This is a genomic window from Methanocaldococcus jannaschii DSM 2661 (genome assembly GCF_000091665.1).
GTDB lineage: Archaea > AGJL01 > Methanococci > Methanococcales > Methanocaldococcaceae > Methanocaldococcus > Methanocaldococcus jannaschii.
In genome coordinates this window covers 1253037-1275749 of the sequence record NC_000909.1, presented here as the reverse complement: position 1 = coordinate 1275749, position 22713 = coordinate 1253037, and the positions used below count along the sequence as shown (strand labels likewise).

The 22713-nt window shown below is 30.3% G+C and carries 21 protein-coding genes and 1 CRISPR repeat array; of the genes, 11 read left to right on the top strand and 10 right to left on the bottom strand.

The genetic code is table 11. The features are described from left to right. Positions 1 to 57 precede the first annotated feature (57 nt). Both MJ_RS07080 and mobB read right to left on the bottom strand, forming a co-directional pair. On the bottom strand, positions 58 to 327 hold the full coding sequence (locus MJ_RS07080; protein WP_010870842.1) for an ArsR/SmtB family transcription factor: 270 nt from the start codon (positions 325 to 327) through the stop codon (positions 58 to 60). 139 nt (positions 328 to 466) lie between these two features. After that, a complete protein-coding gene (mobB, locus tag MJ_RS07075; protein ID WP_010870841.1) occupies positions 467 to 1171 on the bottom strand; it encodes a molybdopterin-guanine dinucleotide biosynthesis protein B in 705 nt (234 codons plus the stop codon). Positions 1172 to 1265: 94 nt separating this feature from the next. Here mobB and MJ_RS07070 point away from each other — a divergent pair, with 94 nt between their 5' ends. The 4 genes from MJ_RS07070 to MJ_RS07055 are packed head-to-tail and all read left to right on the top strand — an operon-like array spanning position 1266 to position 7956. Continuing rightward, on the top strand, positions 1266 to 2366 hold the full coding sequence (locus MJ_RS07070) for a DNA repair exonuclease (protein WP_010870840.1): 1101 nt from the start codon (positions 1266 to 1268) through the stop codon (positions 2364 to 2366). A gap of 2 nt (positions 2367 to 2368) precedes the next feature. After that, on the top strand, positions 2369 to 5380 hold the full coding sequence (locus MJ_RS07065) for an AAA family ATPase (RefSeq protein WP_064496791.1): 3012 nt from the start codon (positions 2369 to 2371) through the stop codon (positions 5378 to 5380). A gap of 18 nt (positions 5381 to 5398) precedes the next feature. Further along, entirely contained in the window at positions 5399 to 7540 is a 2142-nt protein-coding gene (locus MJ_RS07060) for a protein argonaute (protein ID WP_010870838.1), read from the top strand. Positions 7541 to 7560: 20 nt separating this feature from the next. Further along, complete coding sequence (locus MJ_RS07055; protein ID WP_010870837.1) at positions 7561 to 7956, top strand: type II toxin-antitoxin system VapC family toxin; 396 nt, start codon at positions 7561 to 7563, stop codon at positions 7954 to 7956. A gap of 80 nt (positions 7957 to 8036) precedes the next feature. Further along, positions 8037 to 8704: direct repeats of the CRISPR family, unit length 30 nt; unit sequence TTTCCATCCTCCAAGAGGTCTGATTTTAAC. A gap of 484 nt (positions 8705 to 9188) precedes the next feature. Here the strand turns inward: MJ_RS07055 and MJ_RS09520 are convergent. Both MJ_RS09520 and MJ_RS07050 read right to left on the bottom strand, forming a co-directional pair. After that, positions 9189 to 9314 (bottom strand): MetS family NSS transporter small subunit, encoded by a 126-nt coding sequence (locus tag MJ_RS09520; RefSeq protein ID WP_162484761.1) that lies wholly within the window; start codon positions 9312 to 9314, stop codon positions 9189 to 9191. A 2-nt stretch (positions 9315 to 9316) separates the two neighbouring features. Next, complete coding sequence (locus tag MJ_RS07050; protein ID WP_064496790.1) at positions 9317 to 10786, bottom strand: sodium-dependent transporter; 1470 nt, start codon at positions 10784 to 10786, stop codon at positions 9317 to 9319. A 121-nt stretch (positions 10787 to 10907) separates the two neighbouring features. Here MJ_RS07050 and MJ_RS07045 point away from each other — a divergent pair, with 121 nt between their 5' ends. After that, complete coding sequence (locus tag MJ_RS07045) at positions 10908 to 12695, top strand: S16 family serine protease (RefSeq protein ID WP_064496789.1); 1788 nt, start codon at positions 10908 to 10910, stop codon at positions 12693 to 12695. Positions 12696 to 12739: 44 nt separating this feature from the next. Further along, complete coding sequence (locus tag MJ_RS07040; RefSeq protein ID WP_010870834.1) at positions 12740 to 13936, top strand: MFS transporter; 1197 nt, start codon at positions 12740 to 12742, stop codon at positions 13934 to 13936. On the opposite strand, the gene MJ_RS07035 is transcribed toward MJ_RS07040, so the two are convergent. The 6 genes from MJ_RS07035 to MJ_RS07010 all read right to left on the bottom strand — a co-directional run bounded on the left by MJ_RS07035 (position 13919) and on the right by MJ_RS07010 (position 19298). Beyond that, positions 13919 to 14149 (bottom strand): DUF504 domain-containing protein, encoded by a 231-nt coding sequence (locus MJ_RS07035; protein ID WP_064496788.1) that lies wholly within the window; start codon positions 14147 to 14149, stop codon positions 13919 to 13921. The genes MJ_RS07040 and MJ_RS07035 overlap by 18 nt on opposite strands. Before the next feature lie 13 nt (positions 14150 to 14162). Then, positions 14163 to 15236: a Clp1/GlmU family protein gene (locus tag MJ_RS07030; RefSeq protein WP_064496787.1), complete on the bottom strand. Its 1074-nt coding sequence runs from the start codon at positions 15234 to 15236 to the stop codon at positions 14163 to 14165. Then, positions 15233 to 16156 (bottom strand): adenosylcobinamide-phosphate synthase CbiB, encoded by a 924-nt coding sequence (gene cbiB / locus MJ_RS07025; RefSeq protein ID WP_010870831.1) that lies wholly within the window; start codon positions 16154 to 16156, stop codon positions 15233 to 15235. Before cbiB ends, MJ_RS07030 begins: the two co-directional genes overlap by 4 nt. After that, on the bottom strand, positions 16156 to 17367 hold the full coding sequence (locus tag MJ_RS07020; RefSeq protein WP_010870830.1) for an aconitase X: 1212 nt from the start codon (positions 17365 to 17367) through the stop codon (positions 16156 to 16158). The genes cbiB and MJ_RS07020 overlap by 1 nt, the downstream gene beginning before the upstream one ends. A gap of 101 nt (positions 17368 to 17468) precedes the next feature. Then, positions 17469 to 18434 (bottom strand): radical SAM protein, encoded by a 966-nt coding sequence (locus MJ_RS07015; protein ID WP_010870829.1) that lies wholly within the window; start codon positions 18432 to 18434, stop codon positions 17469 to 17471. Positions 18435 to 18464: 30 nt separating this feature from the next. Next, the gene (locus MJ_RS07010; protein WP_064496786.1) at positions 18465 to 19298 is read right to left on the bottom strand and encodes a sugar phosphate isomerase/epimerase family protein; all 834 of its coding nucleotides are present in this window, start codon (positions 19296 to 19298) and stop codon (positions 18465 to 18467) included. A 161-nt stretch (positions 19299 to 19459) separates the two neighbouring features. Between MJ_RS07010 and MJ_RS07005 the strand changes: the two genes are divergently transcribed. From MJ_RS07005 to MJ_RS06985, 5 genes are read left to right on the top strand one after another with little or no spacing between them, the layout of a single operon-like run. After that, positions 19460 to 19816, top strand: a complete 357-nt coding sequence (locus MJ_RS07005) for a cation:proton antiporter subunit C (protein WP_064496785.1) — start codon at positions 19460 to 19462, stop codon at positions 19814 to 19816. Positions 19817 to 19853: 37 nt separating this feature from the next. Continuing rightward, entirely contained in the window at positions 19854 to 21299 is a 1446-nt protein-coding gene (gene ehbF, locus MJ_RS07000) for an energy conserving hydrogenase EhbF (RefSeq protein ID WP_010870826.1), read from the top strand. Positions 21300 to 21328: 29 nt separating this feature from the next. Further along, positions 21329 to 21643, top strand: coding sequence for a hypothetical protein (locus tag MJ_RS06995; RefSeq protein ID WP_064496784.1), 315 nt, complete (start codon positions 21329 to 21331; stop codon positions 21641 to 21643). 1 nt (position 21644) lies between these two features. After that, positions 21645 to 22433 carry a Na(+)/H(+) antiporter subunit B gene (locus MJ_RS06990; protein WP_010870824.1) on the top strand — a complete coding sequence of 263 codons (789 nt, stop codon included), beginning with the start codon at positions 21645 to 21647 and terminating at the stop codon, positions 22431 to 22433. A 21-nt stretch (positions 22434 to 22454) separates the two neighbouring features. After that, complete coding sequence (locus tag MJ_RS06985) at positions 22455 to 22706, top strand: hypothetical protein (RefSeq protein WP_010870823.1); 252 nt, start codon at positions 22455 to 22457, stop codon at positions 22704 to 22706. Positions 22707 to 22713 lie beyond the last annotated feature (7 nt).

Below are 22713 nucleotides of genomic sequence, written 5' to 3'. Positions count from 1 at the left end.
CTGAAAGCCCCAACTTAATGGACGGGAGGTATCCCAATAGGAGGTCTCCTCCTATGGTTATAATTCATCAACTAATTTAATAATCTCTTTAACTCTGTCATCTACGATGTAGTAGAAATTCCATGTTCCTTCTTTTCTTGCTTTAACTATTCCAGCCTTTTTTAAGATGTTTAAGTGGTGTGAGATTGTTGGCTGTGGCTTTTTTAGCTCATCTATTATTTTACAAACGCACATGCTTCCATTTTCAGCCAATAACTTTAAAATCATCAATCTTGTTGGGTCTCCAAATGCCTTGAAAATTTCTGCCGCTTTTTCGTACTTCTCCATTGTTATCCCTCGTGATTATTTTTTATTTCTATTAAAATGTTTAAGTATATATTTAGACATATATTTTTCCATATTGATGTTTAAATTGCAATCAACTTTACTATAATACATTACTAGTATTTAAATATTTTGGTTTTGTTTATTTCAGCTTGGATACGTCAATCTCAACCTTGATAGTCTTTGGATTATCAACACCTTTCAAGGTTTCAATCATTGCTTTAATTGTGCTACCAACAATCTTAGAGACAAAAGGAACAGCAGGAATTATTTTACCATCAACAATTATTTTTATACCTTTCGCTAATACACAATCATCCCATCTTGCTTCTCCTTTAACAACTGCCTTAACAAATGTTCTGCAGTTATACCCACAATGTCCACAGTTTAAGTTCATTGTAGGAACTACGGCTTTTTCATAAATAACTTTTAAAACATCGTCAATGTTGTAGTTGTAATCTTCAATTATCATTGCTGTATGGTCATCAATCAAATCACTCCCATCTTTATCCTTAAGCATAACTATCTTAGGGATGTTTAACCTTTTTAAAGCCTCTTTAAAACCTTCTATAATAACAAAATCTATATTGTAATCTGATAATACTGATAAAATGTTTTCTAAATCCATCCTATCTGTAAAGAAAACTGTTTTACTGTCAGTTGCTAAAACTGTTATTTTAGCTCCCGCGTTTGACAATCTGTAAGTATCAGTTCCTTTTTTATCTACTTCTACATCTTCTTTAGTGTGCTTGATAACTGCTATTTTTTTATCAGAATGTTTTAGAATTTCTTCAATTAGGGTTGTTTTACCAGAATCTTTATAACCAATAACGCCTATGACTCTCATGTTATCACCATAAATATAAAAACTGTAGGTTTAACATATTTAAATTTTATGCATTAATTATTCTATCACAAAATAAAAATTTGAGGGATAGTATATGATGTTCGTTCATATAGCTGATAATCACTTAGGTTATAGACAGTATAACTTGGATGATAGGGAAAAAGATATTTACGACTCATTTAAATTATGTATAAAAAAGATTTTAGAGATAAAGCCAGATGTTGTTTTACATAGTGGTGATTTATTTAACGATTTGAGACCTCCAGTAAAAGCTTTAAGAATAGCTATGCAGGCGTTTAAAAAATTACATGAAAATAATATAAAGGTTTATATTGTTGCAGGAAACCATGAAATGCCAAGAAGGTTAGGGGAGGAATCTCCATTAGCCTTACTAAAAGATTACGTTAAAATTTTAGATGGAAAAGATGTTATAAATGTAAATGGGGAAGAGATATTTATCTGTGGGACTTATTATCACAAAAAGAGCAAAAGAGAGGAGATGTTAGATAAATTAAAAAATTTTGAATCAGAAGCTAAAAACTATAAAAAAAAGATATTGATGCTTCATCAGGGAATAAATCCATATATTCCACTTGACTATGAACTTGAACATTTTGATTTACCAAAATTTTCCTACTATGCGTTGGGACATATTCACAAGAGGATTTTAGAGAGGTTTAATGATGGAATTTTAGCTTACAGTGGTTCAACAGAAATTATTTATAGAAATGAATATGAGGACTATAAAAAAGAAGGAAAAGGATTTTACTTAGTTGATTTTAGTGGAAATGATTTGGATATCTCTGATATAGAAAAAATTGATATTGAATGCAGAGAATTTGTAGAGGTAAATATTAAAGATAAGAAATCTTTTAATGAGGCAGTGAATAAAATTGAAAGATGTAAAAATAAGCCAGTTGTTTTTGGAAAAATTAAGAGAGAATTTAAACCATGGTTTGACACTTTAAAGGATAAAATTCTAATTAATAAAGCTATTATAGTAGATGACGAATTTATAGACATGCCAGATAATGTTGATATTGAGTCACTAAACATTAAAGAGCTTTTAGTGGATTATGCAAATAGGCAGGGAATTGATGGGGATTTAGTTTTAAGTTTATATAAAGCTCTATTAAATAATGAAAATTGGAAAGAGTTATTGGATGAATATTACAACACTAAATTTAGGGGATGAGTATGATACTAAAAGAAATAAGGATGAATAACTTTAAAAGTCATGTGAATTCAAGAATTAAGTTTGAAAAAGGGATTGTTGCAATTATTGGAGAGAATGGAAGTGGAAAATCATCTATCTTTGAAGCAGTGTTCTTTGCCTTGTTTGGGGCAGGCAGTAATTTTAATTACGACACAATAATAACCAAAGGAAAAAAATCCGTTTATGTTGAATTGGATTTTGAAGTCAATGGAAACAACTACAAAATTATCAGAGAATATGATTCTGGAAGAGGGGGAGCTAAGCTCTATAAGAATGGAAAGCCTTACGCTACTACAATTAGTGCAGTTAATAAAGCAGTAAATGAAATCTTAGGCGTTGATAGAAATATGTTCTTAAACTCCATATATATTAAACAGGGGGAGATAGCTAAATTTTTGAGTTTAAAACCCTCCGAAAAATTGGAAACAGTTGCGAAACTTTTGGGAATAGATGAGTTTGAAAAATGCTATCAAAAAATGGGGGAGATTGTTAAGGAATATGAAAAAAGATTAGAAAGAATTGAAGGAGAGTTGAATTACAAAGAAAATTATGAAAAAGAATTAAAAAATAAAATGAGCCAATTAGAAGAAAAAAATAAAAAATTAATGGAAATTAATGATAAACTAAATAAAATAAAAAAGGAATTTGAAGATATTGAAAAATTATTTAATGAATGGGAAAATAAAAAGTTGTTGTATGAAAAATTCATAAACAAACTTGAAGAAAGGAAGAGAGCTTTAGAGCTTAAAAATCAAGAGCTTAAAATTTTAGAATATGATTTAAATACTGTTGTTGAAGCAAGAGAAACTCTAAATAGACATAAAGATGAATATGAAAAATATAAATCATTAGTTGATGAGATTAGGAAAATTGAGAGCAGATTAAGAGAATTAAAGAGTCATTATGAAGATTATTTAAAATTAACAAAGCAGTTGGAGATAATAAAAGGAGACATTGAAAAATTGAAAGAATTCATCAACAAAAGTAAGTATAGAGATGATATTGATAATTTAGATACTCTATTAAATAAAATAAAAGATGAAATTGAAAGAGTGGAAACTATTAAAGATTTGCTTGAAGAACTTAAAAATCTAAATGAAGAGATTGAAAAAATTGAAAAATATAAAAGAATATGTGAAGAGTGCAAAGAATACTATGAGAAGTATTTAGAATTAGAAGAAAAGGCTGTAGAATACAATAAACTAACTTTAGAGTATATAACATTGCTTCAGGAGAAAAAATCCATTGAAAAAAATATTAACGATTTAGAAACAAGAATTAATAAACTTTTAGAAGAAACAAAAAATATTGACATTGAAAGTATTGAAAATTCATTAAAAGAGATAGAGGAAAAAAAGAAAGTTCTTGAAAATCTACAAAAAGAAAAGATAGAACTAAACAAAAAACTTGGGGAAATTAACAGTGAAATTAAAAGGCTGAAAAAAATTTTAGATGAACTTAAAGAAGTTGAAGGAAAATGCCCACTATGTAAAACACCAATAGATGAAAATAAAAAGATGGAATTAATAAATCAACATAAAACCCAGCTAAACAATAAATATACTGAATTGGAGGAAATAAATAAAAAAATTAGAGAGATTGAAAAAGATATAGAGAAATTAAAGAAAGAAATTGATAAAGAAGAAAATCTTAAGACACTAAAGACCTTATATCTTGAAAAACAAAGTCAGATTGAAGAATTAGAATTAAAATTAAAGAATTATAAAGAGCAGTTAGATGAAATCAATAAAAAAATATCCAACTATGTAATTAACGGAAAGCCAGTGGATGAGATATTAGAAGACATTAAAAGCCAGCTGAACAAATTTAAAAACTTTTATAACCAATACTTATCAGCTGTTAGCTATTTAAATAGTGTAGATGAGGAAGGTATTAGAAATAGAATTAAGGAAATTGAAAATATCGTAAGTGGATGGAATAAAGAAAAATGTAGAGAAGAGTTGAACAAATTAAGAGAGGATGAAAGAGAAATAAACAGATTAAAAGACAAATTAAATGAACTTAAAAATAAGGAAAAAGAACTTATAGAAATTGAGAATAGGAGGTCATTAAAGTTTGATAAATATAAGGAATATTTAGGTCTAACTGAAAAATTAGAAGAGCTTAAAAATATTAAAGATGGGCTTGAAGAGATTTATAATATATGCAACTCTAAGATTTTAGCAATAGATAACATTAAGAGGAAGTATAATAAAGAAGATATTGAAATTTACCTAAACAACAAAATTTTAGAGGTTAATAAGGAAATTAATGATATAGAAGAAAGAATATCCTACATTAACCAAAAACTTGATGAAATAAACTACAATGAAGAAGAACATAAAAAAATAAAAGAGCTCTATGAAAATAAGAGACAAGAACTTGATAACGTAAGAGAACAAAAAACAGAAATTGAGACAGGAATTGAATATTTAAAAAAAGATGTTGAAAGTTTAAAAGCAAGATTAAAAGAAATGTCTAATTTAGAGAAAGAAAAAGAGAAATTAACGAAGTTTGTTGAATATTTAGACAAGGTTAGGAGAATATTTGGTAGAAATGGATTTCAAGCATATTTAAGAGAAAAATATGTTCCATTAATCCAAAAATATTTAAATGAAGCATTTAGTGAGTTTGACTTGCCTTATAGCTTTGTAGAACTCACTAAAGATTTTGAAGTAAGAGTTCATGCTCCAAATGGAGTTTTAACCATTGACAATTTAAGCGGTGGAGAGCAGATAGCGGTAGCTCTCTCTTTAAGATTAGCCATAGCTAACGCTTTAATTGGAAATAGGGTTGAGTGCATTATATTGGATGAACCAACTGTATATTTAGATGAAAATAGAAGGGCAAAGTTAGCTGAAATCTTTAGGAAGGTTAAGAGCATTCCACAGATGATAATTATAACCCACCACAGAGAGCTTGAAGATGTAGCAGATGTGATAATCAATGTTAAAAAAGATGGGAATGTTTCAAAAGTTAAGATTAATGGATAGTTATGAGGAGGATATAATATGGTTTTAAATAAAGTTACATATAAAATAAATGCATACAAAATAAAAGAAGAATTTATTCCTAAAGAAGTGCATTTCTATAGAATTAAAAGTTTTGTTAATGAAGCATTTAATTTTTATAGATTTGTTAATTTTTATGGTGGCATGATAATTAATAAAAAAGATAAAAGTTTTGTTTTACCATACAAAGTTGATAATAAAGTATTGAAATACAAAGATGGAAATAACGAAATCCCAATAGACATTGAATATATTAAATCATTAAAATTAGAATATGTAAAACCAGAAATAGCTGAAAAACTTGTTAGGGGATATCTTAAATCTGTCCATAAAATAGAGCCAGAATTATCAAGAATTATAAAAAACATTAGAAAACACAAAGTAGTGGAAAATATAAAAGTTGAGTCATATTGTGAGTATGAAGTTAAAAAACATGATGGGGATTATTATCTTATATTAAACTTTAGACATACAGCGTCTATTACAAAACACTTATGGGATTTTGTTAATAGAGATAAAGCACTATTAGAGGAGTATGTTGGGAAAAAGATTATCTTTAAACCTAATCCAAAGGTAAGATATACAATTTCACTGGTTGATGCTCCAAACCCTCAAAAAATAGAGGAAATAATGAGTCACATAATTAAATATTACAAATGGTCTGAAGATATGGTAAAATCTACTTTTGGGGAGATTGATTATAATCAACCCATTATGTATTGTGAAGAAATCTTAGAACCATTTGCTCCACAATTTTGTAATCTTGTATTTTATATGGATGAATTAGATAGCTATATTCTTAAAGAATTGCAGAGTTATTGGAGATTATCTAATGAAAATAAGGGAAAAATTATAAATGAAATAGCAAAAAAACTTAGATTTATAGATAATACACCTAAAGAATTAGAATTTATGAAATTTAATAATACTCCATTGCTCGTGAAGGATGTAAATAAAAATCCTACCAAAATATATTCAACAAATACATTATTTACGTGGATTTACAATCAAAATGCAAAAATATATCTCCCATATGATGTCCCAGAAATTATAAGGAACAAAAATTTATTAACATACATACTTATTGATGAGGAAATCAAGGATGAATTAAAAGCTATTAAAGATAAAGTAAATAAAATGTTTAGAAACTATAACAAAATTGCTAATAAAACAGAATTGCCAAAATTCAATTATGCCAATAGATGGAAATATTTTTCTACAGATGACATTAGGGGAATTATAAAAGAAATAAAATCTGAATTTAATGATGAAATATGTTTTGCGTTAATTATTGGAAAAGAAAAATACAAAGATAATGATTATTATGAAATTTTGAAAAAACAACTTTTTGATTTAAAAATAATCTCTCAAAATATATTATGGGAAAATTGGAGGAAAGATGACAAAGGATATATGACTAATAATTTACTTATACAAATTATGGGAAAATTGGGGATTAAATATTTTATCTTAGATTCTAAGACACCTTATGATTACATAATGGGACTTGACACTGGATTGGGAATTTTTGGTAATCATAGAGTTGGAGGTTGCACTGTGGTATATGACTCAGAAGGTAAAATAAGAAGAATACAGCCAATAGAGACACCAGCTCCAGGAGAACGGTTACATCTGCCGTATGTAATAGAATATTTAGAAAATAAAGCAAACATTGATATGGAAAATAAAAATATTCTATTCTTAAGAGATGGTTTTATTCAGAATTCTGAAAGAAATGACCTAAAAGAAATCTCTAAAGAACTAAATTCAAATATTGAAGTAATTAGCATTAGAAAAAACAATAAATATAAAGTTTTTACGTCTGATTATAGAATTGGAAGTGTATTTGGAAATGATGGTATCTTCTTACCTCACAAAACTCCATTTGGTTCAAATCCTGTAAAATTATCAACTTGGTTAAGGTTTAATTGTGGAAATGAAGAAGGGTTAAAAATTAATGAATCAATTATGCAATTGTTATATGATTTAACTAAAATGAACTATTCTGCACTATATGGAGAAGGTAGATATCTTAGAATTCCAGCACCAATACATTATGCAGATAAATTTGTTAAAGCACTTGGTAAAAATTGGAAAATAGATGAAGAACTGCTAAAGCATGGATTCTTATATTTCATATAAAAAAGAGGTGAATCTAAGATATGTATAAAATAGTTCCAGATACCAACTTTTTAATTTACGTTTTTAAGCATAAGATAAACTTTGATTATGAGATAGAGAGGGCTTTAAATACAAAATTTGAAATTGTTATTTTATCTCCAATAAAAGAGGAGTTGGAAAGGTTATTAAAAAGTAGAGATTTAAAAGGTAAAGAAAAATTGGCTGTTAATTTAGCTCTTGCAAAGATAAAAAACTATAAGTTAGTTGATTACACTGCCAATTATGCAGATGAAGCAATTTTAAATTATGCAAAGGAAAATGAAAACGTTATAGTAGCAACAAACGATAAAGAACTTAAGGAAAAATTAATGGAAAATAACATCCCAGTGATGGTTGTTAGACAGAAAAAATATTTTGAGATTTTTGGAATGGTATAATATTTTTATTTTGTTTATAAAAAATTCCAGTTATAAGCTTTTTTATTCTCTAATACGTCTTATTTTAATGAATGCTAAAGTTTTCATCCTCCAAGAGGTCTGATTTTAACTCCTTTTCTACAATCTTCCCATCCTCTAAAACCACATAATTTCCATCCTCCAAGAGGTCTGATTTTAACATTTACAATTGTCAGAAGATAAGAAAAAAGAGTTTAATTTCCATCCTCCAAGAGGTCTGATTTTAACAAATGGGCTAATTAAGTATGTTGTCATCCCAATAGGCCATACTCAGTTTCCATCCTCCAAGAGGTCTGATTTTAACTAGGGATGAAACTGTTAATAGCATTGAAGAATTAAAGTTTCCATCCTCCAAGAGGTCTGATTTTAACAATGGAAACGGCTATATAAACGGTATATATATAGGTAATGGAATGCGTTTCCATCCTCCAAGAGGTCTGATTTTAACCTCAATATTATAGATTGTTAATTTACCCTCTTTTTCGTTTCCATCCTCCAAGAGGTCTGATTTTAACTATTTTAATTATAACTTTCTCAGTATCTTCCTCAGTAATTTCAGCTTTGTTTCCATCCTCCAAGAGGTCTGATTTTAACTATTTTAGAAGAGTTAAAAATACAAAAAGAATGCGGTTTCCATCCTCCAAGAGGTCTGATTTTAACTTTGAATGCAATAGAAAACAATTATACAAGTGAATATAAGTTTCCATCCTCCAAGAGGTCTGATTTTAACAGGGCAATCATTCACAACATAATATACTTCATCACTCTTAATATTTAAGCTTTTCTATACCATATTTTTCTAAGGATAAATAACCATCTTACAATATAAACCTTTTAGTATTTAAAATTTTATCTCTTTACTAAAACAGAGTATTTTTATCTCCTTAAATTCAAAAATTTAACTTGTCTGTTAGAGAAATCTTATTTACTTACCTAATTAATCCTAATTTTTAAAAATCTGAATAATTCAATAAACTCAAATATTTTAAACAATCAAACCAGCTAACCCTTAGAAATTAAATAAAAATCCTTTGAACTAATTAATAAATTCTAAATACTCTTATTTTCAAAATCCAAACATATTCAACAAGACAATCCATTAACCAAACAACAAAATTAAAAATCCCATAAAAACCTTAATAGTAAAATTCTAAAATATAATATCTATGGAATCCATATAAATATATAATGATGCAAAAAAAAATAAAGCATGATTAGGATTCACTATTTTCATCATCTCTATTATTTTTACTCCTAATTGACCTCCATAAAAAATAAATTGCCCCTCCCCACAAAATTACAGCACCAAATATAAACATTGCTATTGCTCCAAGATTCATGATTACCAACCTTTAATCGTTTTCATTTTTTGAAGAATTACACTTACAACAAACGCCAATGGAATGATTAAAGCCCCAAATATAACATAGGTTGTTTTATAACCTCCATAACCAGATGTTAAAACATTAGAGGCATCTAAGAATACAACAGCAGTTAATATTATTGGAGACACAACTCCAGCCAAATACTTCCACCAAACTCCCAACTTTATCTCTGAAAGTTTATTTACATGTTCTCTAAGCTTATCTCCACCAAATAGCCATATGGCTATTATAATCTCTAAGATTGCTGCTATTGGAAGCAAATAACCAGAGGCAAAGTGGTCAATAATATCCAAATAATATAATCCAGCTCCAGTTGTAAATATTGGTGAAATTATAATAAATAAAGCCAATACAGCAAGTAGAGCTTTTTTCCTACTCAATGAGAACTTATCTATAATTGCAGATACACTTGCCTCTACGATAGAAACAGCAGAGGATATTCCAGCAAAAACTAAGGCTAAAAAGAATACTATCCCAAATAATCTACTTGCAAATGGTAATAAAGACAGTGCCTTTGGAAAGGTAACAAAAGCCAAGCCAATCCCTTCTGAAACAGCCTTATCTAATGGAATGCCACTTGTATAGCTCATATATCCAAGTGTTCCAAATACAGCAAAACCAGCTAAAAATGAAAAACCGCAATTTAAGAGAGATACAGTAACAGCGTTTATTGTTAAATCACTTTTTTTGGGAAGATAGCTTGCATAAGCAATTAAAATTCCAAATCCTAAAGATAGGCTAAAGAAAATTTGAGAGAATGCACTTAACCACACGTTATAATTAAAGAGTGCTGAAAAGTCTGGAGTTAAATACCATTCAATCCCAGTTAAAGCTCCTGGTAGAGTTAGTGCGTTTAAAACCAACAAAATTATTAAAAACAGTAGAAAAGGAATCATTATTTTATTTGCTTTCTCCAATCCATTTTTAATTCCTGCACTTAAAATTAAAGCTACAATTCCCCAAACAGCTAAGGTAGATACTAAAATTCCATAAGAAACTCCACCAATGTCCTCTACACCAGATGATATTTGAAGTATATTATGGAAGAAATAAGCATTAGGGTCTGATGGATACCCATAGATAACTAAAATTATCAAATAGTAAAGACACCAGGCAATAATAACAACATAATAACTTGTTATAATAAACCCTGAAATAACTGCAAACCACCCTGTCCATTCTGAACCTTTATGCAATTTTTCCAAAGCTAAGGGTGCAGATTTTTTTGTATAATGTCCAATGGCAAATTCAAGAATCATTAATGGGATACCAACACAGAGCAAAGCAACAATATATGGAATTAAAAAAGCTCCCCCACCATTCGTATAAACCATATATCCAAATCTCCAAATGTTTCCTAATCCTATAGCCGAACCAACACTCGCCAATATAAATCCCAAGTTAGAGCTCCAGCTTTCTCTTTCCATATAACTCACACTACTTTTACTTTATACTTTAATTTCATACTATTTTTTATATTTGTTCTGAGTAATTATTTAAGTATTATCTGAAGTATAATGTATCCTTATGAAGACTTGGAGGGAGAATATGAAAAAAATATTGACATTGCTATTAATAACATTTCTTTTAAATTCTGCTTTTGCTGTGATTATAAAAGCTCCAGCAGTATCTTTAACGGATAGAGGATACGTGGGGGTTCCAATAAATATTCAAATTAATGTTACGAAGGGAGATGGACATGTATTTATGGACACTATGCCTCTAACTGAATTAGATATGCAAGGTTCTGCAAGAATCGCTGCAAAAGTTGCTGGGGAAGTTACTGGAAAAGATATGAGTAAATATAATGTATATATCACAGTAAGAAGTGATGTTCCAGTTGTTGGGGGGCCATCAGCAGGGGGAACGATGACTATTGGAATCATCTGTGAGTTGATGAACTGGAGTTTAAATAAACATGTTATGATGACTGGAACGATAAATCCGGATGGTAGTATAGGACCTGTTGGAGGGATATTGGAAAAGATAGAAGCTGCTAAGAAAGCAAACTGCACAATTATGCTAATCCCAAAAGGGCAGAGGTATGTTGAAGTAGAGGGCAACAAAGTTGATGCAGTAGAATTTGGTAAAAAATTGGGAATTAAGGTTATAGAAGTTGGAAGTATATATGAAGCGATTCCTTACTTCACAAATAAAAAGATAATAATGAAGGAATATCCAGAAAATCCACTTATCGAAGAGAAATATAAAGACATAATGAAGGAGTTAAGTGAAAACGTTTTAAAAACAGCTAATGAAAAATATGAAAACCTCTCTAAAGAGTTAAGTAACAGTTATGTTGGATATGAATATCAAAAAGCCCTGTTAAATGAACTAACTACCTCAAAGAGCTTATTAGAGAAGGCTAATGATGAATATCTAAAAAACAAATACTACTCTGCAACATGCTCTGCGTTTAACGCATTAATTAAACTTGAAACTATTGAACACACCCTAAAATACTTAACTGGAGAGGAAGATGTTAAAACTTTCTTAACAGAGGTTCAAAATAAAATTAGCCATGATAAAGAAATTGTTTATTCAAAAAATGTAACTACTAACAACTTTGAAGAGATATTGGCAGGAAGGATAAGAATTGCTGAAGCGGAAAAACTCTTAGATAATGCGTGGAAATCTTACTATTTAGGAAATTATGATGAAGCGATAAAGTATGGTAGCTTTGCGAAGTTGAGGGGAGATAGTGCAATATGGTGGGTTTCTTTAAAAGAAAATGATAACAATGGCAAGATAATAAATGAAGCTAAATTAAAATCATTAGCTCAGCAGTATTTAGACAACGCTGAAACAATCTTAACTTATGTAGAAACATTATTCCCCAATCTACCTACTGATGACCTTGAAAATGATTTAGAATCAGCAAAAGAGGCATATAAGGATGGGGACTATTTACTAACCATAGCTGAGAGTATAGATACCTGTGTAAAGGCAGAGATTCCATTGGTTATATTTGGAGATATTGAATACTCCAAAAAATATGCAAGGAACAAAATAAACTTGGCTGAAAACTTAGGAATAACTCCAATCTCAGCCCTTGGTTATTATGAATATGCAAATAGTTTAAATGATACCATTTCAAAAATTATGTATTATAAATATAGCTCATACTACGCCCAAATGGATATAGATGTAATAAAAGAGTTGAATAAAAGTATCAGTGAAAATATCAGCAGTGAAATTAATATAGTCACTAACGAGAATGTTAATATTGAAGAAACTACAACTAAGGAAAATAATGTTGGAATAATGATTTCTGCAATAATTGGTGGATTAATAGGGTTTGCAGGAGGATACTTAGCAAGAAGAGTTTCTGCTTAATTAACTTTTTATATTTATTTTTTAGTTTATTTTTATTATTTTTTATGGTGAGAAAAGTGGCAGAACAAAATTTACAAAAAAATAATGAGAATGATAGGGAATTATCTAAAAATGTTTATTTATTGGGATTTACAAGCTTTTTGAATGACATGAGCAGTGAGATGATAATGCCAATTTTACCAATGCTTATTACAAGCGTTGGGGGAGGAAGTTTATCAATAGGTTTAGTTGGAGGTTTAAGAGAGTTTATCTCAAACATTTTAATGGTTTTAATTGGTTATTGTTCAGATAAAGTTAGGAAAAGGAAGATTTTTGTTGTTTTAGGTTATTTAACATCTTCAATGTTTAAACTACTCTTAGGTTTATCAAAAAGCTGGTTAGGAGCTGTTATATTTTCTTCCCTTGAAAGAATGGGCAAAGGGATAAGAACAGCCCCAAGAGATGCGATAATATCTGAAAGTATGCCTAAAACTTTGGGTAAAGGATTTGGAATACAGAGAGCTTTTGATACCGCTGGGGCTATACTTGGCTCTACCTTATCATTATTGTTTATTCTATATCTTCAATATAGTTTCAATCAAATAATTTTAATAGCTGCGGTTATTGGATTTTTAACCCTAATTCCTCTATATTTTGTTAAAGAGAAACCTTCACCCTCTAATAATAAAATAACATTTAGAGTAGGGATTAAAAATTTACCAAAAGAGTTAAAGCTTTTTATTTTAATCTCAGCTATATTTACCCTAAGTAACTTTAGCTATATGTTTTATATTTTGAGAGCTCAGGAATTTTTAATGATAGTAGATGAAAAAATGGCTATTATAATCCCTATTGCTCTATATATTTTATACAACATCTTTTACGCCACATTTTCAATTCCATTTGGAATTTTATCTGATAAAATTGGGAGGAAGAGTGTTTTAACTATTGGATATATAGTTTATGGTATTGTCTCTTTAGGATTTGCCTACTTTATATCTCAAAAAAGCTTAATATTGTTATTTGCTTTATATGGAATTGCCTATGCATTATTTGCTGGAAATCAGAAAGCTTATGTCTCAGATTTATCGTCAGAGGATATTAGAGCAACAGCCTTAGGGCTGTTTTATACAGTTGTGGGATTAACAAGCTTACCTGCAAGTTTAATAGCTGGATATTTGTGGAAGATAAGCCCAGAAATGACATTTTTATATGGAAGTGTCTTAGCTATAATTTCAGGTTTGTTACTTCTTTTTATATAAAATCTCTCCAGTTTTTTTATTTCTAATCTCTAAGATTCTATGTAGAGGTATATAAGTGTCAAAATATATTAAATAATTCCCTTTAAGCTCAACATCATCTAAAGATATAGCTTTTTTATTTTCTTCAGCCCCTCTATGTAATATAACAACTTCAAAATCTTCTCTCTTATAATCAGGATGCCAAAAGATTTTGTTTAATATTTCTTTAAGCATAAATATCCCCAATTTATATAGAATCTCTATCTAATAAGCCAAGTTCCTCACCATTTTCATCAACTCTAATCCTTCCAAACCTTATTTCTCTAATATTTTTAATATCCTCTTCACTTATTGGAGTTAAAATTTCTAATGTTTCATTCTCAAAATCAATAGTTTTTAAAATACCTAATCCAATGCAAAAGCTATCTTCATCAATCAATCCAACTATTAAATTGTTAAACCGCTCTGGCTCAATGTAATATAGGATGTTTTTATCTATTTGCCTTGGCATATTTACCAAATCTCTTTTTACTATTGTATATCTTCCATCGCATTTGCTACCATAAAGTATCTTCCACTTAAAAAGTGATTCTAATAAGTATTTCTCATCCTCTAAAATCTTCTCTCCTTGAAATACCTTGGTTCCACCAATAACTACATCATTAAAACCAATATTATAAATTTTTGAGTTTTTAAAGTATTCTTTCCATTTCTCTGCTCTAATTTCTTTTCTTTCCTCTCTGCTGAATGATTTTGCATTTTCATAAACTTTTAAGTAAAAAACCCTGATTTTATTTTCAAAGGGCTTTAAAATACTCTTAAGTTCATTTCTTTTCTCCAATGCTATTATAATATCTGGCTTAATCATTTCTATTTTCATCCTCTTTAAATCAGCTCCAGAACCAGATATCAGCCCAGTGGTATCAACTATAATAATATCAGCCTTATCTTCAGCATAATCACACAATAATTTAGTTCCAGTAATCATCTCTCCAAAAAATTGTATTGGGGCTGTTGAACCAACGAAATAACTTTTGTATGGTTTAATTTCATATAAATTGTTAAAATTTGTTTCTGGGAAAGCTAAGCTTATAGTTGCTGGAGGTAAAATGCTCTTCTGCCCTACATCACTATCGACTATAGCAACTTTAAATCCTAAGTTTAAAAGCTCATTTGCCAAAAAAGTAGCTAATGTTGTTTTACCACTATCAACTCCTCCAAGTAATATAATTTTAAGAGGTTTTTGACTATCTTTAATACAACTCAGAGCTTCAAATCTATCCTCTGGAATCTCTGTAGTGTAATAAGCTTTACTTATCATGTTATCCACCAAATTAAAGTATAAATAATTAAAAACACAACGACTGTATAATCAACTGCCTTAAAAGCGTTTAAAGATTTTTCAACATCTATTTTCCCACTACCAAGTTTATAATATCCTATCTTCTCCAAAGTTATATTTAATGCATTTGCCAATGTAGCCATTGTATAACCAGAGTTTGGTGATGGAACCTTATTAGCTTCTTTTAAAAACCCATATATTGCCTTTTTAACATCTCCTTTATAAAATGGGGCAGTAATTATTAGCAAAATCCCTGCTATTCTTGAAGGAATAAAATTGGCAATATCATCCAACCTTGCTGCTAACTTCCCATACCATAGATATTTCTCATTTTTATAACCAATCATTGCATCTAATGTATTTATCGCCCTATAAACAAAGGCTCCAGGCAAACCAAAAAATATAGCATAGAATAAAGCTCCAATTATACTGTCTGTTATGTTCTCGGATAAGCTCTCTACTGCAGCCGATAATACATGCTCTTTATCCAACTTTGAGGCATCTCTGCTAACTATATGCTGAACAGCTTTCCTTGCTCCCTCTAAATCACCATTTTTTATATATTCAATCGGCTTTTTGCAGAATTCGAATAATGATTTGTAGCCAATAGTTGTTGATAACAAAAAACCATAGATAATATAGTTTAAAGGAAATGGTAACAGCATTATGCATTTATCAACAAAAAAAGCTATAACTCCCACAACTAATAGAGTAATAAATGTTGTTAGTGAGCCAAACAAAAAATCTCTATATTTATTTTTGCAATTTGTAGATTTAAATATGTTCTCTAAAAAAGCTATCAACTTCCCTATCCAAACCGTTGGATGAATACTCTCTGGCAACTCCCCAATGATTCTATCAAAAATAATAGCCAAAAATAAGATTATTGGATTCAGCATTATCTCCCTTTTAACAATTCCTCAATATCTCCAAAAATTACTTCACTCTTACAAAAGCTTGGTAGATAAACAGCAGCTTTTCCAGAGTTTGTTGCAACTCTTTTATAACCTAAATCCTCAATTGGAGAAACAACCATACAGGTGTCTTTAACTACCTTTCCACCAGCTTTTTCAATAATCTTTGTATATCCCATTCTATCTGCTATTGCTTTAATATGAAGAGAGCAGCAAACCCATAAATCAGCATTCAATTTTTTATTTTTTAAAAGTTCAGCAATTTTTTTAATTTCCATTAAACTGCAGTGAGGGCAACCAATACAAATTAAATCTGGCTCTTCATTTGTTGTATTTAATTTTTCATAAGCTTCCTTTATCTCCTCAACTCCAATAGATATCTTTTCAATTTTATCATTAACAACTTCTTTAACTCTGCATTCAGCTGTCAAGTTTTTTGCGTGATATAAGGCGATACCACCACTTGCAGCCATTGCAGCTCCCAAGGATTTTAAATTATCGTTATTTGGATTTAATTTATATAGATTTTCAAAATATGGAATGCCATTCTTAACAATCTTCCCAACTAAGTAACCTAAAGCTCCATAAAAACTCTCTCCATATTTAAAGTTAGAGATTAATTGTCCATCTAACTCAATGATATGTGTTGTCTTTCTATTTTCATCTAAGTGATATCCATAATATGGTGTTTTTCCAATAATTGCAGCTGCTAATGCTGATGGCCCACCTTCTCTATTTGTCTTAGCTCCTAAGACAGAGTTTGCAAAGCTCACAGCTGAGCTTTCGGCCCAACTTATATGCTCTCCGAATCTTGGAAGGTTTCCAGTTAAATAGGGCGTGCAAGTGCAACTTATCTCAACTTCCATCTTTTTAAATGCTTCAATAATTCTCAACTGCTTTTTGGCAAACTTCTCATCAATGCCAAGCTCTCTCCATATATCTAAATCCATTCCAGCTGGGTTTAAAGTGGCATAGACCTTAACTTTAACATCTTCTTTAGCAAAATCTTCCAAAAACTCTAAACCAATATCTTTAATAGTTTTGTATGAAACTCCAGAAATTTGAGCTGAGCTTATAGGGATTAGCTTATCAGCTCCATAAATATCTCCCAAAGAAACTAATAAATTCATACATCTTCTTAAAACCTCTCCATATTCTCCATCTAATATTTTCTCTTCTTCTTTAGTTAGATACATTTTTATCCCTCAAATTTTTACTAAAAATCTGATTAAAAATAGATTACAGTAGGGCTGAATGTAGTGAAGCCCCGCTCTGGGTATCCCAATAGGGCGAAGCCCTATGGGTTAGATACATTTTTATCCCTACTTTTAATATTTTTCATATAGAATACTTTTCCATCATATTCTAATTTTATTAGTTTTCCCTCATTTACCATTTTATTTATAATATCAAAGCTAATATTTGATTTATTTAACAATTCTTTAATAACTTCCTCTCTCATTGGATGAACGGAAGTTATAGCCAATATATCCTCTTCAACATTTTCAGAGAATATAAATTCATTTCCTTCAAATTTCCCTAAGAGTTTAATTTTATTTTTACCAATAATTTCATTAAATATGGCTAATATTTTAGTTATAACTTCTATTTTAGGAGGTTTTATATATTTTTCAGATGGTGGCCTTATTGGAGTATTTAAATAGCATTTATTTGGATTTAATTCTTTTAAAAATTCTGCTGTTTTGATTATAGATTCCTCTGTATATTTTATACTTCCTAAAATCATCGTTTCAGTTATCAACTCTCCTTTATAGTTATCTCTAAAAGCTATCATTCCTTCTAAGATTTTATCTAACACCAAATCTTTATGAGGTCTATTTATTTCTCTCCAAATTTTTTCATCAACAGAATCAACCTTAAAAGATACTAAATCAAAGTTTAATATGTCATTTCTAACATCTTCCCTCCAAATTAATGAAGAGTTTGTAATTATTGCTATTGGAATGTCAAAATCTCTAAGCATTTCAACTTCTTTTGATAAATTTATATCTAATGTTGGCTCTCCATCTGCAACAAAAGTGAGGTAGTCAATTTTCTCATTATTTAGCTTACCTATCCTCTCCTCTACTGACTTAAAAATATCTTCTGGACTATAAAACTCTCTCCTCTCTATAGTTTTGTTTATGGTTCTTCCAACTTGGCAATATACACAATCATAACTACAAAACTTACATGGAATGCTATTTATCCCTAGACTCTTCCCTAACCTCCTTGATGGAACTGGTCCAAATGCTATAGTCATAGAACCACCAAAAATAAATAAAATATAAAATTATTCCTCTATTTTCTCCTTCTCAGCCACTTTCTCATTAACGATTTCCAAATATTCTTTTAATATTTCCTTACTCTTCACAGCATCCCTAATATTTTTATTTTCTATGCTAATAACTCCATCATAGCCAATTTCTTTTAGCTTTTCAAGGACTTCAATAAAGTTAATATTTCCTTCTCCTATTTTCAAATGCTCATCATCATAGCCGTTATTGTCGTGGGCATGAACATGTATAATTCCAATTCCAATATTTTGTAGTTTTTCAACAAATTCAGCTGGATTTCCAGCAGTGTTTGCGTGTCCTATATCAAAAGTTATCCCTAAATTCTTTGAGTCAATGTCTTTAACAATCTCCAATAATGATTCTGGAGTTATCCCTAAAACTCCTCTAAAGTTTGGCATGTTCTCCAAACCAATCTTTATTCCATAATCTTCAGCTATCTCTACAATCTCAGAAAGTGTTGAGAAATTGTTATCCAGTATCTCACTTACATAGTTACTCCAGAGCTCTGGAATATAGCCAGGATGAACTACAACAACCTCAGAATCAAGCTCAAAAGCACCTTCTATAGCGTCTCTAATACACTCAACTGTTAATTTCCTAACTCTCTCATTCATTGATGCAGGGTTTAAATCTGAAAAAGGTGCATGCACTACAATTTCAACTTCGTATCTATCTCTCAATTCCATGAGATACTTTATATTCTTTGGAGATAGGTAATGAGTTCCCTCACAGACAATCTCCCATGCATCAAAGTTGTGTTCAGCTATCTTCTCCATTGATGAAGTTAAGCTCTCTGGTAAAAAAACTAATGATGAAACACCAAATTTCATATCTAACACCCATTTTGATTTTTTGTCTAATTTAGTTTTACGCTTCAAATTAATATTTATGTTTTTAATAGCTTTTAGCTTTTTGGTTGCTAACGTAATGTTTATATACTGTTAAACCTAATCTGTCATTAATGATAATGATAAATTATTTGGTGAATAGAATGGATTTTCAGATGGCATCATTCATAACTTCTGGGCTTTTAGTTATTATTGGATTATATGGTGTGTTTTTTGTTGATAATGTTCTGAAAAAAATCATAGCTTTAGAGATTTTAGGTAGTGGAGTTAATTTAGCTTTAATTGCAATTGGTTACAATGGTGGAACAATCCCAATAAAACTTCCGGGTGTTTCTGTAGAAGTTTTTGCTAAAGAATCTGCTTATCCATTAACTCATGCATTAGTTTTGACAAATATAGTTATAGAGGCATCAATGCTTGCTGTGATGCTTGGAGTCTCTATAATTTTGTATAAAAAATATAAAACACTCAGAAGCTCTGTAATACTAAAAGAGGATTAATTCTATTTAACTTTCTCTAAAAGATTGGAGGGAGAATATGAATTATCTGCCGATGATGATAGTGTTTCCATTAATCATGGCAATAATAATGAATTTATTGCATGGAAAAGAGAAAGCAGTAAAATATATAACATTTATTACAGCTGCTATTTTGATTATTTTGCCATTTATCAGCCAGTATGGTTATTATTACTTTGGTGGGCATGGAGTTGTTAATGGATGGGTATCTGGTATTGCCTATCTATATAACCCAGCAAAGCAGGCAATTATTGTAACTCTGTCTTTAATTGCCTCTCTTGTTTTAATTACAGGAATGGGAGAGAAATTAAAGAATAATATGTTTGTTACCCTCTCATTAATGGGATTTGCAAGTATTGCAGCTATAGTTTTGGCTGATGATATATTCAACTTGTATGTGTTCTTTGAGATAGTTTCAATTGTCCAAGCTGGATTAGTATTTTTATCTGGAACTGAAGAGGCATATAAAGCAGGATTAAGATATATGATAATGGGGAATGTTGCGGCAGCCTTAATGCTATTAGGAATAGCGTTCTTATTAGCTTCAACTGGAACTCTAAACATCACAGACATGAAACACTATCTGTTAGTTGATAATCCAATGATTTATGGTGGCTTGTTGTTGCTAATTGTTGGTTTAGCTTATGGGGCTGGATTGCCGCCATTCCACAACGTTAAAGCTGATTTATACGCAAGGTCTAAGGGATTTATCTCTGCAATGCTCCAAACATACTCAAAATTTGTGTTAGTTGGCTTGATGATAATTATTCTAAAATTATTTAATGGATTAGATTATTTTGCAAGTGCTCATGCTGTTTTAATTGCATTGGGAGTTTTGGCAATGGTATTTGGGGTTGTAATGGCGTTATTGCAAAGTGATTATAAAAAGCTTTTGGCATATCACGCTATAAGTCAAGGTGGCTATGTGGCTACTGGCTTAGCTTTAGGAACACCATTAGGAATTGTTGCTGGTATCTTCCACGCTATAAATCACGTTATTTATAAATCTGCCTTGTTTTTGGGGGCGTATATTGTAAGCTGTAAGAGAGGAAGTAATTTGCATAAGTTGGGAGGTTTATTGCCTCTAATGCCCTCTGTGGCATTTATGGTTTTATGTGCAAAGCTTGCGATTAGTGGAATTCCACCATTTAACGGATTTCAGAGTAAGTGGATGCTTGCCCAAGCAGCTATGCAAGTGAATATGCCAGAAATAGCTATAATAATGATTATTGTTAGTATAGGGACGTTTGTCTCAATGATGAAGGCATTCTATTTAATTTACTTAAAACCAGTTGATGAAGAAACTCTGAAAGAGTATCAAAACAAGGAAGTTCCTAAACTTGCTGTCTTTAGCTTGTTTGTATTAACTGCTCTATGCATAATAATTGGTCTCTATCCAGACATTGTAACAAACTATCTCTGGGACTATGCAAAGGAGTTAGGGGTTAATTATTATTTAAAATAGACAAAATAACTTAATTTTTGGTGGATTTTATGGATTATAATGACTTTCAAAAAAAGTTGGATAAAGAAGAGCATGGGGATGGAATCACAGTTGGAGCAGTTTATACTGGAGAATTTACTCTCTATTTATTGTTTATATTTGGAGCTTTGATTATTGGGAGAGTTTATGGAAAAACTTTGATGACTTTGTTTGGTTTAGCTGCATTAGCTTTCTCTCTGTCAGTGTCTCCTTTAATCTTTAAGTTTAAGGAAGAGAACTCAAATGCCATAAACTACCAGTTGTTTTGGCTCTCCATATTCTTGGGGGCAATTGCATTCTGCATCTATATGACAACAAGGTGGTAAAATGAACTCTAAAAGAGATTTAGCTGTTGCCATATCCTTCTTTGTATTTGGGGCATCTGTATTATATAGTTTAGCACACATGCAGATTAGTCCAGGAGTTAATGAAGTTTATCTCACTCACTATATAATCCCAAACTATGTGTGTGCTGTAATATTTGACTGGAGGGCTTATGATACCTTGGGAGAGTGTTTGGTCTTAGTTGTTGCCGTTATGGTCTCTTGGATTGTGTTTGGGAAATCATTATATGATAACACCTATCTAAAAGAGTTATTTCACGCTCCAGAGTCAGATGATTACATAACACTTCAAGGTTGGGGAGAATATACACCAATAATTAAGTTTTTGGCATTTCCTATGAGTGTTTTAATGGTTGCATTGGGAATTATAACTGTGTTAGGAGGGCATATAACACCAGGAGGAGGGTTTCAAGGAGGAGCTCTAATTGCTGCTGCATTTATACTATCAGTTATAGCCTTTGGTTCTAACAGCCCATTATGGTTTGACCATAAATTTTTGGAGAAGTTGGAGGCATTGGGAGCTTTAGGTTATCTATTACTTGGTGTTGCTGGAATGTTTATTGGAGGATATTATTTATTCAACTTCACAGAAATTAATGGCTTTACTATCTTTCCAGCTCCAAAAGAAATCATAACAGCTGGAATCATTCCATATCTAAACATTGCAGTTGGATTAAAGGTTTTAGCAGGGTTATCTACTGCTGCATTCTTACTGTCTTGTGAAAAGGTTATTATTGAAAAAATTAGCAAATCTGAGGAGAAATTGGAATAAATTGGAATAATGGTGATTTAAATGCTTGATGCAATATTATCAAACTATTTATATTATCCTTCAATTCTTGCATTTTTGTTTGGAGTGTTGATGGGAGCTAAGTATAGGCATAAAATAGGAAATATTTTTGGATACTTAATTTTAACTGTAGTTATAGCTTATTTCTTAAAGGCATTTCCATACTATGACTTACTTCCTTTATCTTGCTCTTATCTATCTGCAGTAATTGGAATAATTATTGGAAACAGGTTATTTGGAGGGAAAATGATTTAATTTGGTG

Bases quoted from the DNA above. Each gene is read 5' to 3' on its own strand.
- MJ_RS07080 (WP_010870842.1), bottom strand. From the start codon at position 327: ATGGAGAAGTACGAAAAAGCGGCAGAAATTTTCAAGGCATTTGGAGAC.
- mobB (WP_010870841.1), bottom strand. From the start codon at position 1,171: ATGAGAGTCATAGGCGTTATTGGTTATAAAGATTCTGGTAAAACAACC.
- MJ_RS07070 (WP_010870840.1), top strand. From the start codon at position 1,266: ATGATGTTCGTTCATATAGCTGATAATCACTTAGGTTATAGACAGTAT.
- MJ_RS07065 (WP_064496791.1), top strand. From the start codon at position 2,369: ATGATACTAAAAGAAATAAGGATGAATAACTTTAAAAGTCATGTGAAT.
- MJ_RS07060 (WP_010870838.1), top strand. From the start codon at position 5,399: ATGGTTTTAAATAAAGTTACATATAAAATAAATGCATACAAAATAAAA.
- MJ_RS07055 (WP_010870837.1), top strand. From the start codon at position 7,561: ATGTATAAAATAGTTCCAGATACCAACTTTTTAATTTACGTTTTTAAG.
- MJ_RS09520 (WP_162484761.1), bottom strand. From the start codon at position 9,314: ATGAATCTTGGAGCAATAGCAATGTTTATATTTGGTGCTGTAATTTTG.
- MJ_RS07050 (WP_064496790.1), bottom strand. From the start codon at position 10,786: ATGGAAAGAGAAAGCTGGAGCTCTAACTTGGGATTTATATTGGCGAGT.
- MJ_RS07045 (WP_064496789.1), top strand. From the start codon at position 10,908: ATGAAAAAAATATTGACATTGCTATTAATAACATTTCTTTTAAATTCT.
- MJ_RS07040 (WP_010870834.1), top strand. From the start codon at position 12,740: ATGGTGAGAAAAGTGGCAGAACAAAATTTACAAAAAAATAATGAGAAT.
- MJ_RS07035 (WP_064496788.1), bottom strand. From the start codon at position 14,149: ATGCTTAAAGAAATATTAAACAAAATCTTTTGGCATCCTGATTATAAG.
- MJ_RS07030 (WP_064496787.1), bottom strand. From the start codon at position 15,236: ATGATAAGTAAAGCTTATTACACTACAGAGATTCCAGAGGATAGATTT.
- cbiB (WP_010870831.1), bottom strand. From the start codon at position 16,156: ATGCTGAATCCAATAATCTTATTTTTGGCTATTATTTTTGATAGAATC.
- MJ_RS07020 (WP_010870830.1), bottom strand. From the start codon at position 17,367: ATGTATCTAACTAAAGAAGAAGAGAAAATATTAGATGGAGAATATGGA.
- MJ_RS07015 (WP_010870829.1), bottom strand. From the start codon at position 18,434: ATGACTATAGCATTTGGACCAGTTCCATCAAGGAGGTTAGGGAAGAGT.
- MJ_RS07010 (WP_064496786.1), bottom strand. From the start codon at position 19,298: ATGAAATTTGGTGTTTCATCATTAGTTTTTTTACCAGAGAGCTTAACT.
- MJ_RS07005 (WP_064496785.1), top strand. From the start codon at position 19,460: ATGGATTTTCAGATGGCATCATTCATAACTTCTGGGCTTTTAGTTATT.
- ehbF (WP_010870826.1), top strand. From the start codon at position 19,854: ATGAATTATCTGCCGATGATGATAGTGTTTCCATTAATCATGGCAATA.
- MJ_RS06995 (WP_064496784.1), top strand. From the start codon at position 21,329: ATGGATTATAATGACTTTCAAAAAAAGTTGGATAAAGAAGAGCATGGG.
- MJ_RS06990 (WP_010870824.1), top strand. From the start codon at position 21,645: ATGAACTCTAAAAGAGATTTAGCTGTTGCCATATCCTTCTTTGTATTT.
- MJ_RS06985 (WP_010870823.1), top strand. From the start codon at position 22,455: ATGCTTGATGCAATATTATCAAACTATTTATATTATCCTTCAATTCTT.